Raw genomic sequence first — 16469 nt, forward strand, 5'->3', positions numbered from 1 at the left:
AAATTTGGAGGTAGCTTTGTGAAAAAGGTAAATAAACAAACAATGTTAAGCTTTATGTTGATTCCTGTATTACTTTTAAGCATGTTGACGTTAGCACCTGCTAAGGCAAATGCAGCGGGTGATTTAGGCTTAACGGTAGACGCAGCAATATTAATAGATGCTGACACAGGAAAAATTTTATATGAGCAAAATGCAGAAACAGCTTTAGGTATTGCAAGTATGACGAAAATGATGACGGAGTACTTATTATTAGATGCTATTAAAGAAGGTTCAATTACGTGGGAGCAACAATATAATGTAAACGAATATACACATAAACTTTCTCATAATCGTTTATTAAGTAATGTTCCACTACGTGCAGACGGTACATATTCGATTAAAGAATTATATGAAGCAATGGCCATCTATTCTGCCAATGCAGCAACAATCGCAATCGCCGAGACAATCGCAGGAACAGAAGCTGAATTTTTAAAGTTAATGAATAAAAAAGCAGAAGAGCTTGGTTTAGAAAACTATAAATTCGTTAACACAACAGGATTAAATAACTCAGATTTAATGGGTATGCACCCAGCAGGTACAGGGGAAAATGATGAAAATGTGATGCCCGCGAAATCGGTGGCGAAATTAGCATATAATTTATTAAAAGATCACCCTGAAATGTTAGAAACGGCGAAAATCCCAAAAAAGGTTTTCCGTGAAGGTACAGAAGATGCAATTAACATGTCAAACTGGAACTTCATGTTACCAGGTCTTGTCTATGAATACGAAGGTGTAGATGGATTAAAAACAGGTACAACTGATTTTGCCGGTCACACGTTCACAGGTACGGCGAAACGTGGCGATACGCGCTTAATCGCAGTTGTCATGAAAGCGGTAGATTCAAAAGGTGTAGGCTCTTACAAAGCGCGTTTTGATGCAACAGCAAAATTATTTGACTACGGTTTTGGTCAATTTTCAAAACAAGAAATTATTCCAGCAAACTATACATTTGAAGAGCAAAAAACGCTTACTGTAACAAAAGGGAAAGCAGACGACGTAAAAATCGCTGTGAAAGAACCGATTACAGTGATGGTAAAAACCACGGATAAAGATGCGTACTCACCATCATTAGTATTAAATACAGAAGAGCTTGAAGCTGGAGTTGAAAAGGATCAAGTTGTTGGTCAAGTCATCGTTGAACGTACAGAGGGCACAGATTACGGCTATATTGATGGTTCTGAAATTACAGCAGATGTTGTCACAACAGAAGCAGTTGAGCGCGCAGGCAAGCTCTCACTGTTCTTCCAAGGAATCGGTAACTTCTTCAGTAATTTATGGAACGGTGTCTTTGGTTTTGCAAACCCAACTTTATAATTTAGTAAGAGTGTTTTTATAAGTGAGCTACTTATAAAAATGCTCTTTTTTTGTTGGACAAATTTTAGTCTAAGCTCTGAACTCATATAGTGTTGTTATGGAGGGATGAGCATGTGTGGTATTGCCGGAATTATTGATTTTACCAAGGATATATCCGAGCAACGGCTTATTAATAAAATGACAGAAACATTAGCACATCGGGGCCCAGATAGTGAGGGTTATTTTGCTTCAAAACATGCGTTACTTGGGCATAAGCGGCTAGCTATTATTGATTTAGTAACCGGTTCACAGCCGATGACCAAAGGTGTGTATACAATTGTTTATAATGGAGAAGTTTATAATGCAGCCGAGCTTCGTAAGCAGTTAGAAGAGAAGGGGTATCATTTTTTTTCTACATCGGATACAGAAGTAATAGTAACAGCGTATATTGAGTGGAAAGAACACTGCGTTGACTATTTAAATGGGATTTATGCGTTTGCCATATGGGATGCCGACCTAGAACAACTGTTTTTATGTCGTGACCGCTTAGGTGTGAAGCCACTTTTTTATGTGGAAGATCGTACAGGGGTGCTATTTGCTTCGGAAATTAAGGCGCTTCTTGCACACCCATCTGTAAAAGCAGAAGTAGACGAGGATGGGCTTGCAGCACTCTTGAGTTTAGGACCTTCACGAATTACGGGTCATGCCATATTTAAGGGCATTCATGAATTGAAGCCTGCACATATAATGGTGGTTAGGCGTGACAAGGTGACCCGTCAACGTTATTGGGATATTGAAAGTAGAGAACATAAAGACAATGAACAGCAAACGATAGAAAAAGTACATCAATTAGTTTCTGATGCGGTATGTCGTCAGTTAATTAGTGATGTTCCCATTTGCACAATGTTATCAGGTGGTCTAGATTCGAGTATTTTAACTGCTATTGCAGCAAAACAACTTTCTTATACTGATAAAACTTTAGCAACATACTCGGTAGCTTATGAAGAGAATAACGAGCATTTCCAAACGAATGCGTTTCAAACGACACAGGATGAATTTTGGATTGGAAAAATGCAAAAACGGTATGGTACAAAGCATACACAAATTGAATTACAGCAACAAAGTCTTGTCGACGCCTTAACAGAGGCGATACAATTTAAAGATATGCCAAGTATGGCGGATATTGATAGTTCCCTTTATTTATTTTGTAAGGAAATAAAAAAGACGCATTCGGTAGCGTTGTCGGGGGAATGTGCAGATGAGGTATTTGGTGGGTATCCATGGTTTTATTCACAAAAGCAAACTGCATTTCCTTGGCTACGTGCAACAAGTGAACGTGAAGGCTTACTGAGTGAGCATTGGCAAAAGAAATTGCGGTTAACGGACTATTTAGAGAACACATACAACGAAGCGCTCGCACAAATGCCTGAATTTCTAGGCGACCAAGTAGAGCGTGAGCGCCAGCAATTATTTTATTTAAATAATCAATTCTTTATGCAAACCTTGTTAGAGCGTAACGACCGGATGTCGATGGGGGCAGGTGTGGAGGTGCGAGTGCCGTTTGCTGATCATACAATCATTGACTATGTGTGGAATATTCCATGGGAAATGAAAAATAGTGGTGCGATGGAGAAAGGAATTTTACGTCAGGCCTTTCGTGCAGAGTTACCAATAGAAGTGGTAGAGCGCAAGAAAAACCCATATCCTAAAACGTATCATCCACTGTATACAAAGCTTGTCTCGCAGCGGTTAGCAGCAATCTTGCAACAGAAAGACTCTGTGCTGCATGAGTTGTTCGATCGTGCGCAACTAGAACAATTAATTGCCAGTGGTGGAAAGTCATTTCAGGTGCCCTGGTTTGGCCAGCTGATGGCAGGTCCGCAGTTACTAGCGTATTTAATGCAAGTGCATGAATGGGTGGAGCATTACCGAATTAATATTATTTCAACATAAAGCACCATCTATTGTTAAATAACAATAGATAGTGTAATAAGAAGTTACTTTTTTAAGATGCTCCAAATCTGCATTAAATCATGTAATTTTGTTTCGATTGCCTCAAGAGGTAAATAGCCGAATCCTAATAAAAAGGAACGTTTAGAAGGTATTTTAGCCGTTAAATAGTAATTGGATAAGGGCAAAATGTAAATGTCATGTTCATGCGCGATTGTTTGTAATTCAAGTTCTGATCGCTCATGTTCAAATGAAATTAACATATTGGTACCCGCAGCATCGCCTGAAATCGTTATTTGCGGATAGTAGGTTGTGAATAGATCAATGCATTTATCATGCTTTTTGCGATACGTTTTGCGCATGCGATTTAAATGCTTCGCAAAGTGTCCGTCTTTCATAAAGTTCGCTAAAATATGTTGCTCAAAGCGTGGTACGGTCGATGAATAATAATTAAACTGCTCTTGATAACGAGACACAAGCGTTGGTGGTAACACAAAATAAGCAACGCGCAGTGACGGCATCAGTGATTTTGTAAAGGTACTTAAATAAATAACACGGTCATGTTGATCTAAACCTTGCAGCGCAGGAATTGGTTTTCCTATATAACGAAACTCGCTGTCATAGTCATCTTCAATAATATAGCGATCGGGTTCTTTTGCGGCCCATTTTAATAACTGTGTACGGCGATTCGCAGATAGAACAGCGCCGGTTGGAAATTGGTGTGATGGTGTCACGTAAACAACATTGGCGTTTGTTTGTTGGAGTTGTTCAATAATAAGCCCATCTTGATCAACATCAATTGGAATTGCTAATTGTGCGAGCTGTGTTCTTGGAATCGGTGAATAGCCTGGGTTTTCAAGTGCTAATAACACATCCACTTCAAGTAGCTTTAAAATCATCGGTAACAGTTGCTCGGTACCGGAACCGATAACAATTTGCTCTGGTTGACACTGGATTCCACGAGATTGATGAAGATAGTTCGCAATTTCAATGCGTAGGGCGAGTTCTCCCTGGCGTTCACCCGTTTGTAGTAAATGCTTGAAGGGCATGTCGAGTACATCCTTTGCGTACTTACGCCAAATCGTAAATGGAAAAGCATCCTCATCAATTTTTGCCGTTGAAAAATCGGTTGTAAAAGTCGTTTGCTGCAACGTTTGCTGAAGTGGTAAAATGGGCGCTGCTTCGCGGTAAGGTAAACTATCCACTTCCTCCACGAAATAGCCAATACGAGGCTTGGACATAATATAACCTTCTGCCTGTAACTGCGCATAGGCAAGTTCGACGGTCGTTTGACTAATCGTAAAAAATTCGGCTAATTCTCGTTTTGATGGTAAGCGTGTGCCTACGTCTAATTGATTATTGGTGATGGCGTTTTTTATACCGATATAAAGTTGTTCGTATAATGGAATTGTTTGTTCTTTATTGAGCTGGAAAAATAACATAAAAACCCTCCTCAACTGACTTGCTTAAAATGTTAATTTTAATCATAATGAACAATGCTAGGGAAGTATAGCTTATTTTTGTGAAATCCTTGAATACTTTAGCGGTAACTTGCAATAACGTATGGTTTATAGTACAGTAAGTGTAAATTTATAAATGAATTCGATGATAGGAAGTAGTAGCAAGCGCGTTTTTTCAAAGAGAGTCAGCGGGTGGTGGAAGCTGATAAAAACACTTGTGAATCCGTCCTTGAGATGCCTTTTTCGAAACGTTAGTAGATTAAGGCCGGCTGACCAAAGTCGTTATGATTTAAGTGGAATAGAATGTTTTCTATTCAATTAGGGTGGCAACGCGGGTAGCTCTCGTCCCTTTTATAGGGATTGAGGGCTTTTTTGTGTTCAATTCGCTAACACGTTAACGCGCGAAAGTGCTCAGGGTCATCAATTTCATCAACTTTAGGAGGAATGAACATGTTAGATATTAAACGTGTCCGTGAAAATTTTGACGAAGTAAAACGAATGCTTCTTACACGTAATGAGGATTTAGGGAACTTAGATAAGTTTGAAGGCCTTGATACGAAGCGTCGTGAGTTAATCGCAAAAACAGAAGAGTTAAAAGCAGAGCGTAACAAAGTGTCTGAGCAAATTTCTGTCATGAAACGTAACAAAGAAGATGCAACAGAAGTAATCGCACGTATGCGTACAGTAGGCGACGAAATTAAAGCATTAGATGCCGAGTTAAATGCCATTGAAGAAGAGTTCAAGGATATGATGATGCGCTTACCAAACATCCCACATGAGTCTGTGCCAGTTGGAACAGAAGAGGATGACAATGTAGAAGAATACACTTGGGGTGACGTGCCACAATTTGATTTTGAAACAAAAGCACACTGGGATATCGCGAAAGATTTAGATATTGTAGACTTCGAGCGTGGCGCAAAAGTTACAGGTAGCCGTTTCTTATTCTATAAAGGCTTAGGCGCACGACTTGAGCGTGCGTTAATTAACTTCATGATGGACCTACATTCTGATAACCACGGTTACACAGAAATGTTACCTCCACAAATCGTTAACCGCGATTCATTAACAGGTACAGGCCAATTACCGAAGTTTGAGGAAGACGTATTCAAGCTAGTACGTGAAGAAGACGAAATGGATTACTTCTTAATTCCAACGGCTGAAGTACCAGTAACAAACTATTACCGTGATGAAATTTTAGCAGCAGAAAACTTGCCACAAGCATTCACTGCATACAGTGCAAACTTCCGTTCAGAAGCAGGTTCTGCAGGCCGTGATACACGTGGTTTAATTCGTCAACACCAATTCAACAAAGTAGAATTAGTACGCTTTGTAAAACCAGAAGATTCTTATGCGCAATTAGAGCTTCTTACTGGCCATGCAGAAAAAGTATTACAACTTTTAGGCTTACCTTACCGTAAATTAAAAATGTGTACGGCTGATTTAGGCTTCACCGCTGCAAAAAAATACGATTTAGAAGTATGGATTCCAGCGCAAGATATGTACCGTGAGATTTCTTCTTGTTCAAACTTTGAAGATTTCCAAGCGCGTCGTGCCAACATCCGTTTCCGTCGTGAAGCAGGAGCAAAACCAGAATATGTACACACATTAAATGGTTCAGGCTTAGCAATTGGTCGTACGGTTGCTGCGATTTTAGAAAACTACCAAACAGCAGATGGATCAGTCGTGATTCCTGAAGCGTTACGTCCATACATGGGTGGCGTGGAAGTTATTTCTGCAAAATAATCATATTTACACCAGCTTACTTTTTCCAGTAGGTTGGTGTTTTTTGTTTGGCTATTCATTTACGTGCACAGTGAAATTTGTTATATTCTAGGAAATTAATGTATTTTCAAATGAATTTAAGCGAGGGGTGTTTTGTGTGCAGTTTCCAAAGCAAGTAGAAATTATTGAAGTTGGTCCGCGTGATGGTTTGCAAAACGAAAAAAAATTTGTTGAAACAGAACAAAAAAAGCAACTCGTTGAACGATTAGCACAAGCAGGCTTTTCACGGATTGAAACCGCTTCTTTTGTCCACCCAAAAGCGGTACCACAAATGAAGGATGCACTAGAACTAGCAAACTTCAGTCGCGAGCTGGATATAACATTTTTAGCATTAACGCCAAATCAAAAGGCATTATCGCGTGCAATTGAAGTAGGCGTTCCCCAAATTGCTGTTTTTGTCGGTGCGAGTGAAACCTTTAATGAAAAAAATATTAATCGTTCGATCGCAGATTCCTTAGCAGAATGTGCAGAGGTATTTAAAAAAGCGAAACAGCACAATCTCTTCATTCGTGGCTATGTGTCGATGTGTTTTGGTTGTCCATATGAGGGGGCGGTATCTTACGAGCAGGTGAAGCGGGTGGTTAGCCATTTTGCGGAGCACGGGGTTGATGAAATTTCGATTGGGGATACAAATGGGCAGGCCAACCCTAAAATCGTTTTTGAGCGTTTTTCACAATTGACAGGAGATTTTCCAGGAATGACGTTTGTCGCGCATTTTCATGATACCAATGGTTTTGCTTATGCCAATATCCTAGCCGCACTACAAGCCGGGGTGACAAAGTTTGATAGTTCCGTTGCAGGTCTTGGTGGTTGTCCATTTTCTCCTGGTGCAACAGGCAATGTCGCAACGGAGAAAGTCGTACAGCTCTTTTCTGAAATGGGTATTGAAACCGGAATTGATGAAGTGAAATTAAAAGAAGCCGTTTTGTATGCGAAAATGCTTAAATAAAGACAAAAAGTAGCTAGAAGATTAGCTACTTTTTTTCATGGTTTTCAGTGTATAAAGCACAATCCAAATGATAAAAATCACGCCTGTTAAACTCACTAAATACCCCGAGGCACCAAATGCATCATAAAGCCATTGTAGCGGTGTATTTTTTACAGGCTTATTTAAAAACATAAAGTTCGTGTTGAATCTTGCGTTATAAGCATAAATAATCGGGATGGTGACTAGTAAAAAGAGTACGGCTCGCCAACAGTCGCGAAACTGAGTTTTCAGCTGCTGTTCTTTCACGAGTACTAACACAAACACAATGAGTAACGCATGAAATACGAAGCTATGAATATGTAAAAAGCTCCAAACCGCATCAGCTGCCCAACCAGGGAACAAAAGCGCAATCGCGGCACCTGGTAACGTTAATGTAAAGAGTAAAGTCGCCGTTGTCCGGTTCGGGAAATAACTATGCCAGCCAATGATAAAAATACCAAGCCCACATAAATGCAGTGGTGGGCTCCAATACGAATATTGGTCGGTAATGACTAAGTAAAGTTGCTTTGTGATTTCCAAAAACAGCAACAGCCAAAAAATGATTTTTTGAAAAAACTGTTGCTGTTTAGTGGAAAAATAATGATAGCTATATAGTGCGATAATAAAAAACAAACTGATACCGATAAGCCATGTTAGATGAACTGAATCAAAAATCGTAAATCCGTTCATTCCTGATCACCTACTCTTCACGTTGTTTTCGCATTAATTTCTCCTGTTTTTTTCGTTCGCGTAAGGCGCGGAAAAAGTCCGTTAAAATTTGTCCGCATTCATCCGCTAATAAACCTTCTGTAACGATGCATTCATGATTAAAGCGCGGGTCGTTTAAAAGTCGGTAAAGCGAATCCACACAGCCCGCTTTTAGATCGCGTGCACCGTAAACAACGCGAGGCACACGTGATTGTAAAATGGCACCGGCACACATCGGACACGGTTCTAATGTGACGTAGAGCGTTGTTTCTTCTAATCGCCAGCTGCCAATTTTTTCACAAGCTTCTTGAATGACCATGCTTTCTGCGTGTGTTAGCGCATTTTGGGTCGTTTCACGTAAATTATGGGCCCGTGCAATAATTTCGTCTTTGTATACAAGTACAGCGCCGATAGGGACTTCGCCAAGTACTGCAGCTTTTTGAGCTTCTTCTAATGCTTGTTGCATGTAATAATGATCTTTTGTGAGCATTCATCTATCACTCCTTATTGGTAGTGTAGCATGATTCGAAATGTGCGCGCGACATTTGAATGAATCATGCTATGATGAAAGAAAATGTTTGAAGGGGTAAGAACGATGAAGGCATTTCAAACAATTGAAGAAGTAAATGACTATTATGAACAGCAACTAGAAGCACTAGAGCTTGAGTATGAAAAAAAGCAGCAAACGATTGATAAAAACGAGCAGCAAATTCGTGCGGCATTAGAAGTGCAATACGAACAGCAGTTAAAAGTACTAGAGGAACAGCAAAATAATGAAAAGTCTACACTAAATAATAATCGTACAGAAGCAATTGAAAAAATAAAAAAATTATTTCAACATAAAAAAGAAGTTATATTAAAAAAATACGAAGCCGAATTTAATGAACATTTCCAAGACTATCAGGTAACGAAAATTGAAATTTTGGAACAACAACAAGCAGAAGAACGCGCGAAGTTTAAAGCCTACCAAAAGCGACAAAAGGAATTGTTAACACAAGTCGAAGTTACTCGTGAACTCATGGCGGACTTTGAACAGGAACTGGACACACTGCACGCGGAGTTAATGGATGTCTTAACAAAGTTTGAGCAGCGGTTTGTTCAACTAGAAGAACAGTACGAAGAAACATGTGAACAGCTTGAACAACAGCGCGATGAAGCGATTGAAAAGCTAGGAGATAGTGAGGAAGCATCACAAACTCAGCTCGATGATCAATTATTTGAGGCGCTCCAAGATTTAGATGAAAAGATGGACCAACAGCAGGAAAAATTTCAGCAAGGATTTTCAGAAAAGGAACAATCTCTAGAAGACATGGTACGCACACAACAGGAAAAAATTGAAGCCGAATATGAACAGAAACACACGCGGATTTTTGATGAACAAGAAAAGGTGCTTTCCCAATTTGACTAAATAATTCTAATTAAATGAGCGTTCTCACACGAATTCAGTAAAATGGAATTGTTTGTTTTGTTGTCTATAGAGCGTTGTGATAAAATGTAAAGCATTGACTATAAAGAGAGAAGGAGTACTTCTAATGTCTGTGCCATTTATAACAGTAGAAGGTCCAATAGGTGTTGGGAAGACCTCATTATCTAAGGCCGTATCACAAACGTTTAATTATCACTTATTAAAAGAGATTGTAGATGAAAATCCATTTCTAGGTAAGTTCTATGAAAATATTGATGAGTGGAGCTTTCAAACAGAAATGTTTTTCCTGTGCAATCGTTATAAGCAACTGTCTGACATTCATCGGACTTTAGATGAGCAACATTCAGTTGTGGCCGATTATCATATTTTTAAAAATTTAATTTTTGCGAAGCGTACGTTAAAAACTGCGGAGTATGAAAAGTACGAAGCCATCTATAAAATTTTAACAGCCGACATGCCAAAACCGAATATGGTCATTTATTTACATGCAAGCTTAGATACGTTAATGCAGCGAATTGCGATGCGAGGTCGTGAATTTGAGAAAAACATTACACGTGAATATATGGAACAACTAGCAAGTGACTATCATGAATTTATTGGTCATTTCGAAAAGATGCATCCTGAAATTCCGGTAATTCAGCTAAATGGTGACGAGCTTGATTTCGTGAAAAGCGAAGAGGATTTACAGTATGTTTTACGACTAGTAGAACAAAAGTTACAACAAAGGAGTTCGCATCAATAATGAATTTACGAGAAAAATACAATATTCCTGCTAATGCGGTCATTACGATTGCAGGGACAGTTGGTGTTGGAAAGTCAACAATGACCAAGGCACTAGCGGACGCATTAAAATTCCGCACATCTTATGAGAAGGTTGATACAAACCCTTATTTAGATAAATTTTATGACGACTTTGAAAAATGGAGCTTCCATTTACAAGTCTACTTTTTAGCAGAGCGTTTTAAGGAACAAAAACGCATTTTTGAATATGGTGGCGGCTTTATTCAAGACCGTTCAATTTATGAAGATACAGGTATTTTTGCGAAAATGCATTTCGATAAAGGTACAATGACACCAACTGATTACGAAACGTATACAAATCTTTTTGATGCCATGGTGATGACACCGTACTTCCCACACCCAGACTTACTTGTCTACCTAGAAGGTCCGATTGATGATGTAATTGGCCGTATTCAAGAGCGCGGACGTGAGATGGAACAGCAAACACCACATACGTACTGGGAAGAGATGCACGGTCGTTACGAAGAATGGATTAACAACTTCAACGCGTGCCCAGTGTTACGTATTGATATTAACGATTACGATCTAATGAAAAACCCAGATCAAGTAGAAGATGTTGTCGCACGCATCGCCTATATGCTCGAGCAAACAAGTCATTTACGTAAATAATATTGATGCCCCGGTTCTATGACGCAAAATCATAGAATCGGGTCTTTTTTTAAAATTTTTTGACGTTATAGTAGTGTCTAGGAAAGCCTCTCAGGCATTTCGAACCCTCCTGCAAAAGTGATAGAGTCGGCTCCTCCAGTGCCTGTCGGGGTTTAAAGGGCGCTTTAACGCTTTCTTACTTCAGCCAGACAACAAAAAATACAGGAATGAGCACAAGTAAAAACACAAAGAAACTCCACAAAATTTGTTTGCCTGTCGACATGTTTTTGGGCTTGATGCTAATGGATTCATAGAGGGCATTTACCGCGCGCTGTTCTTTTTGATACAGCATCGACTGAAATGCGGCGTAGTTTTCAATATAGTCAGCTGGGCTTTCATAATGAAAACGAATGGCGCGAATGTCGTCCGTTACATCCTTTTCACCGTGCATATAGGTAATGGTTGGGGCGATTCCACCAGTTAAGCGTGCAACAACATCAATGTCCATTGTTTTCATTTGATAAATGGTTTGGCCCGCATCATTGGTCGTTTGTTCAATGAGTGGATTGTTCATCGTTATTCCCCCCTTTTATTAGTTAAAAGTATGATTCCCTTTATGGATAAATTTGTAACACAAAACTATTGCGGAGAAAAAGTTATTTCGCGTATGCTAAAACTGTCTCGTATTTTACGAACAGTATAGTCAAAAGGGGATGGGATTATGACTTTAAAAACAGTAGAACAGCGCTTACTTGCACTACCAACAACAGCGATATCTGATGCAACTGGTGGACATACAAACGTTGCAGCGAATATTCGCCCACTCGCAGATCACTTTAAAATCGCAGGGCGTGCATTAACGGTACGCTTACCAGACGGGGAAAATGGCGCGGTACTAGAAGCGATTAGTCGGGCAAGTAAAGGGGATATTTTAGTCATTGATGCAAAGGGCAATACGAATCGTGCAGTGGCAGGAGACTTTGTCATGCAGCTTGCACAAGGTGTGGGTGTACAAGGCTTTGTTGTAGACGGAGTGATTCGCGATTTAGCCGCGGCCCGTACGATTGATTTTCCTGTATTTTCATTAGGAACAACGGTAGCTGCTGGTAGTAAAAACGGTGGTGGGACTGTTGATGTACCCATTGCAGTTGGGGGTGTGGTTGTACAATCAGGAGATTACGTAATCGGTGATATCGACGGGGTCATTATTGTGCCACAAGCTGATATTGAAAAGGTAATGGAAGCATCAGAGCTAAAAGTACAAAAAGACGCAGCACGCGAAAAAGAAGCCTTACATAATGGTGAGGAATCGATTCGTGCTTACTTAGCGAAAGTAGTAAAATAACAAAAGCCGCGTGTAGAGGCCTCACCCTCATACACGCGGCTTTTTATGAATTATTTTAAGTTAGCAGCTTGATACGCAGCAAACTTTTTGTCGTCGAAACGCTTTTCCCATTTCGCGATAACAAGTGTTGCTAATGTGTTACCTACTACGTTTACAGCTGTACGCGCCATATCTAAGATACGGTCAATACCTGCAATGAACGCTAAACCTTCAAGTGGAATACCTACAGAGCCTAATGTTGCAAGAAGTACAACGAATGATACCCCTGGAACACCAGCAATCCCTTTAGATGTCACCATTAATACAAGCATTAATGTGATTTGTTCCATGATTGACAGATCAATACCGTACATTTGCGCAATGAAGAGTGCCGCAATTGCTTGGTAAAGTGTCGAACCATCGAGGTTGAATGAGTAACCTGTCGGAATAACGAATGATACGATATCCTTTGGCGCACCCATTTGTTCTGTTTTTAACATAATACGAGGTAATACCGTCTCAGATGAAGAAGTAGAGAACGCTAATAATAACTCGTCTTTAATCATACGGATTAAATTGAAGATGTTAATACCGAAGATTCTTGCAGTGATACCTAGTACTACGATTACGAAGAAGAACATCGCCGCATAGACTAAAATCGCTAGTTTCCCTAATGGTATTAGGGAGGATACACCAAACTTGGAAACGGTTACACCGATCAGTGCAAATACCCCAATTGGTGCGAACTTCATTACTAAGTTCGTTACCCAGAACATGGCGTCCGCCGTTCCTTGGAAGAAGGCCAGTACTGGTTTTCCTCGTTCACCAATGGCCGCAACACCTAAACCAAAAATAACCGAGAAGAAGATAATCGCAAGCATATCGCCTTCAGCCATCGCATTGATAATGTTTTTTGGAACAATATCTACGATAATTTGGAATGTGCTCTTTGCTTCTTCTTGTTCAGATGTTTCTACATAAGAAGAAATATCTGTTTGTTGCAGCTCGTTCATATTGATTCCAGCACCTGGCTGAACGACATTTGCTGCTAATAAACCAACAACAATCGCAACTGTTGTAATAACCTCAAAATAAATAAGTGTCTTACCACCAAGACGACCTAATTGTTTCATGTCACCAGTTCCGGCAACACCAACGATTAATGTCGAAATAATAATCGGTACAACGATCATCTTAATTAAATTTAAGAAGATATCGCCAAAAGGTTGTAAGTATCCTTGTACGTCTGTGTTACCATAGAACACAGCACCTACAATAACACCTAGAACTAAACCAATTAAAATTTGCATGGCTAAGCTAATTTTAAACTTTTTCAAAAGTAGTTCCTCCTAAAAAATGATATTCAGGGCAAGCCTAAATTAAGTGTATAGGATGGTTACAAAATCCGACAAAATCCGACTAGTTTACCTTGCTAATAATTTCTGAATATAAGACTTGAATGAATTTTTTAATATTTACCTTTGCTTTGCGTTGCTCATTATTTTCGATTTGTTGCATTAAATAACGAATATCCGTTAAGTCAAAATAGCGTGGTGTGTAGTATTCAAATTCTGCATTTGTATAATCAACAATACCGAGATTGGCTAAGTTAATCATCGCTGCCAAAATCGTTCGTCGTACACGTTGCTCGATTGCTTTAATTTCCTTTGCAATATCATCAGGTGTTGTTTTTGTTAACATCGCCACGCGCTCGTATACCTCTTTTAAAGGAGGTAGTGGGGCGATTTTATGCTTTTCAATTAATAGTTGCTCCGTAATTTTAATAATATCTTCACTGCCAATCTCTGCAATAATACCCATATCATTTAAAATCGTTTGAATATGATCACGCGTCGTCTTTTTTGTATGTTTAATTTCAGGAACCTCGAAATTACTCAGTGATTGGCGAATCGCTTGTAATGAATTTTTTAAACGATATTGTTCTGTGGTACGCTGCAAGACCATTTGCACCTCAATTTTATTAATTGGCTTATGAATGAAAAATTCAATGCCTTTTGAATAGCCTTCCGCCACCATTTCTTTATTGACGACCTGTGAAATCATAATAAAGTGCCCCTCAAAGCCACTCTTTTGTAAGCGTTCAATTGTTTCTATACCGTCTAAGTTTGGCATTAGTAAATCGATGAGCACAAATTCAGGCTGCATCATTAAGATTTGCGGGATGGCATCTATACCGTCCTTTGCTTCGCCAATCACTGTGCCAAGCTCGCAGTCGTTAATAATCGCACTAAGCATCACACGGCTAGCACGATCATCATCTACGATAAAATAACGCATATTAAAGCTCCTTTCGTAAGTTCCTCGTAGGAATATGGACGACAAAGCACGTTGTCGTATCACTTGATACGGTAATTGTTCCCTGTAAGTTATCAATTATTGATTTTGTATGGGATAAGCCAATCCCCGTAGAAGCTTGGCCTAAATTATTGAATTTTGATGTATAGCCAACATCGAAAATAATCGGAAGCAGGGCTGGTTCAATTCCGACACCGTTATCTTCTATAATGAAGGTTGTCTTATTTTGTTGAATTGATACACTCAGTGTAATGAATCCCCGTGTTGAAATCGCTTCGACGGCATTCGCCATTAAATTATTAAGTATCGCAAGTAGCGCAATATGCTCCTTTGTTTTAAAGTCTTCAGGGCAAATCAGAGTAAATGCAATGTCCTTTTTTAAGTGCAGCGCATAGTTTTCATTCGCCTCAACGATAAAGCTAAGTAAATCCGACAAATAAAAAGTTGTTTTATATTCGGTATTCGTAATTTTAGAGAGTCCAGCATAAATGCGTTCATGGTCTTTTTTGATTTCATGCATTTCCTGTGCAATTGTCAGTGCCTCTTTACTAAGTAGTGTATCAAGCGGTTTTATTTTTTTGTACAGTTGGTAGCTATTCGCGGTTAGCTGTTCGACTTGGTTCATTGATTTTTGAAGATACATCGCTTCGACATAGAGCTCCGAATGAATTGCCATCAGTTGTTGCAGCTGTTTTTTTTGTTCAGTGAGTGTAATGATGCTATATACACCAACAACAAAGAAGCTACGTAGCAAGCCAACCACAATAAAAATTAAAAAGGAAGAAAACGTTTCCTGCTCGGCGGATAGAAGGAGTTCCGTTGTGACATGCTCGTTTGTATTTGAAATAATCTCAAAAGCGGTCCCACATAACCCGAGTAGTAGCGGCTGCTTTTTGAGATCCTCTAATCGAATGAGTTTAAAGCACAGTGCATAGGTTAAATAAAACACACCCGCTGGAAGATGTTCGATTAATTGAGGAACAAATGAATCATTATAGAATAGGGTATCTAATAGCGAACGTTCAATGACTACGAATACACCTGTTAATATGCCAGTCCAAACAATAGGTAATGGACGGATTAATAAAGCAAAGAAGAAGATGATGCTACCTAATCCGAAGCGAAACGGGACATCTTCAAACGGCATGATTTTAATTTCGCCAAAAAGCGCGGTCATTAAGGCGATAAGCAGCATAAAAAAGAGTGATTTCGTAGTTTTTATGCGCGGTTGTGTTGTTTCCAAACAAATAACCACCTTTTGAAAGATAAGAAGTACAATTCGCACAAAGGAAACTTTGTAATGAAATGTGTCTTACGTCTAAGCTAAAGCGCCAGCTGCTCGAGTCCGCTTCAAAATACTCTACGCGTGGCAAGCACGTTAGGAGTCTTTCTCCATCGCTTGTCGCAGCTAAAAGGGCGCTTTAGCGCTTTTCTCATTAACTGAATAATTAATTGTACAAGAAAAGCATATAGAAATACAAAAAAGTACTATTTCTAAAGCAAAGAAATAGTACTTTTTCTGGTATAAGATATAAAAAAACCGTTACACAGTTGTAACGGATAAGTTCAAAAATGGAGGAGGTAGAGGGATTCGAACCCCCGCGCGGTGTTACCCGCCTGTCGGTTTTCAAGACCGATCCCTTCAGCCGAACTTGGGTATACCTCCAAAGTATTAGATGTCTTTTCGACAAGACTTAATTTATCATGAAATAAATCGAGCGTCAATATTATTTTTAAATTTTTTTAGTATATCTATATAGTGAAAATACGAGATAATAATCTTTTTTCCATAATCAACCTTAAATTTGACAAACA

Annotated in this window: 15 protein-coding genes, 1 tRNA gene and 1 other annotated feature; of the genes, 8 read left to right on the forward strand and 8 right to left on the reverse strand. The window is 39.2% G+C overall.

Translation table 11 applies throughout. The features are described 5' to 3' along the window. The first annotated feature begins 18 nt into the window (after positions 1-18). Positions 19-1353: a D-alanyl-D-alanine carboxypeptidase family protein gene (locus NSQ62_RS00075; protein WP_341321943.1), complete on the forward strand. Its 1335-nt coding sequence runs from the start codon at positions 19-21 to the stop codon at positions 1351-1353. A 111-nt stretch (positions 1354-1464) separates the two neighbouring features. Further along, positions 1465-3285, forward strand: coding sequence for an asparagine synthase (glutamine-hydrolyzing) (asnB, locus tag NSQ62_RS00080; RefSeq protein WP_341323853.1), 1821 nt, complete (start codon positions 1465-1467; stop codon positions 3283-3285). A 44-nt stretch (positions 3286-3329) separates the two neighbouring features. Here the strand turns inward: asnB and NSQ62_RS00085 are convergent, their stop codons facing one another. Continuing rightward, the gene (locus NSQ62_RS00085; RefSeq protein WP_341321944.1) at positions 3330-4724 is read right to left on the reverse strand and encodes a PLP-dependent aminotransferase family protein; all 1395 of its coding nucleotides are present in this window, start codon (positions 4722-4724) and stop codon (positions 3330-3332) included. A gap of 154 nt (positions 4725-4878) precedes the next feature. Further along, positions 4879-5095, forward strand: a binding site (T-box leader). A 97-nt stretch (positions 5096-5192) separates the two neighbouring features. Here NSQ62_RS00085 and serS point away from each other — a divergent pair. Then, on the forward strand, positions 5193-6485 hold the full coding sequence (gene serS, locus NSQ62_RS00090) for a serine--tRNA ligase (RefSeq protein ID WP_341321945.1): 1293 nt from the start codon (positions 5193-5195) through the stop codon (positions 6483-6485). Between the two features lie 136 nt (positions 6486-6621). Continuing rightward, positions 6622-7473, forward strand: coding sequence for a hydroxymethylglutaryl-CoA lyase (locus tag NSQ62_RS00095; RefSeq protein WP_341321946.1), 852 nt, complete (start codon positions 6622-6624; stop codon positions 7471-7473). Between the two features lie 21 nt (positions 7474-7494). Here the strand turns inward: NSQ62_RS00095 and NSQ62_RS00100 are convergent, their stop codons facing one another. Both NSQ62_RS00100 and tadA read right to left on the reverse strand, forming a co-directional pair. Further along, the gene (locus tag NSQ62_RS00100) at positions 7495-8181 is read right to left on the reverse strand and encodes a YwaF family protein (RefSeq protein ID WP_341321947.1); all 687 of its coding nucleotides are present in this window, start codon (positions 8179-8181) and stop codon (positions 7495-7497) included. A 10-nt stretch (positions 8182-8191) separates the two neighbouring features. Next, positions 8192-8689: a tRNA adenosine(34) deaminase TadA gene (gene tadA, locus NSQ62_RS00105; RefSeq protein ID WP_341321948.1), complete on the reverse strand. Its 498-nt coding sequence runs from the start codon at positions 8687-8689 to the stop codon at positions 8192-8194. A gap of 105 nt (positions 8690-8794) precedes the next feature. On the opposite strand from tadA, the gene NSQ62_RS00110 reads away from it, so the two are divergent. The 3 genes from NSQ62_RS00110 (at position 8795) to NSQ62_RS00120 (ending at position 11035) form a co-directional block, all read left to right on the forward strand. Beyond that, the gene (locus NSQ62_RS00110) at positions 8795-9607 is read left to right on the forward strand and encodes a hypothetical protein (RefSeq protein ID WP_341321949.1); all 813 of its coding nucleotides are present in this window, start codon (positions 8795-8797) and stop codon (positions 9605-9607) included. Between the two features lie 124 nt (positions 9608-9731). Next, positions 9732-10367, forward strand: a complete 636-nt coding sequence (locus NSQ62_RS00115; protein ID WP_341321950.1) for a deoxynucleoside kinase — start codon at positions 9732-9734, stop codon at positions 10365-10367. Further along, positions 10367-11035, forward strand: a complete 669-nt coding sequence (locus NSQ62_RS00120) for a deoxynucleoside kinase (protein WP_341321951.1) — start codon at positions 10367-10369, stop codon at positions 11033-11035. Before NSQ62_RS00115 ends, NSQ62_RS00120 begins: the two co-directional genes overlap by 1 nt. Before the next feature lie 175 nt (positions 11036-11210). Here NSQ62_RS00120 and NSQ62_RS00125 read toward each other — a convergent pair whose 3' ends face one another. Further along, positions 11211-11588 carry a sodium:proton antiporter gene (locus NSQ62_RS00125; RefSeq protein WP_341321952.1) on the reverse strand — a complete coding sequence of 126 codons (378 nt, stop codon included), beginning with the start codon at positions 11586-11588 and terminating at the stop codon, positions 11211-11213. 147 nt (positions 11589-11735) lie between these two features. Between NSQ62_RS00125 and NSQ62_RS00130 the strand changes: the two genes are divergently transcribed. Further along, on the forward strand, positions 11736-12359 hold the full coding sequence (locus NSQ62_RS00130) for an RraA family protein (RefSeq protein ID WP_341321953.1): 624 nt from the start codon (positions 11736-11738) through the stop codon (positions 12357-12359). Between the two features lie 50 nt (positions 12360-12409). Here the strand turns inward: NSQ62_RS00130 and NSQ62_RS00135 are convergent, their stop codons facing one another. From NSQ62_RS00135 to NSQ62_RS00150, 4 genes are all read right to left on the reverse strand, one after another. Beyond that, a complete protein-coding gene (locus NSQ62_RS00135; RefSeq protein WP_341323854.1) occupies positions 12410-13648 on the reverse strand; it encodes a cation:dicarboxylase symporter family transporter in 1239 nt (412 codons plus the stop codon). Positions 13649-13757: 109 nt separating this feature from the next. Next, positions 13758-14636 carry a response regulator gene (locus tag NSQ62_RS00140; RefSeq protein ID WP_341321954.1) on the reverse strand — a complete coding sequence of 293 codons (879 nt, stop codon included), beginning with the start codon at positions 14634-14636 and terminating at the stop codon, positions 13758-13760. A 1-nt stretch (position 14637) separates the two neighbouring features. Continuing rightward, positions 14638-15897: an ATP-binding protein gene (locus NSQ62_RS00145; RefSeq protein ID WP_341321955.1), complete on the reverse strand. Its 1260-nt coding sequence runs from the start codon at positions 15895-15897 to the stop codon at positions 14638-14640. Between the two features lie 330 nt (positions 15898-16227). Then, positions 16228-16320: transfer RNA gene (locus tag NSQ62_RS00150), tRNA-Ser, on the reverse strand. Between the last annotated feature and the right edge of the window lie 149 nt (positions 16321-16469).

Origin of the sequence: Solibacillus sp. FSL H8-0523 (genome assembly GCF_038051985.1) — a bacterium.
Lineage (GTDB): Bacteria > Bacillota > Bacilli > Bacillales_A > Planococcaceae > Solibacillus.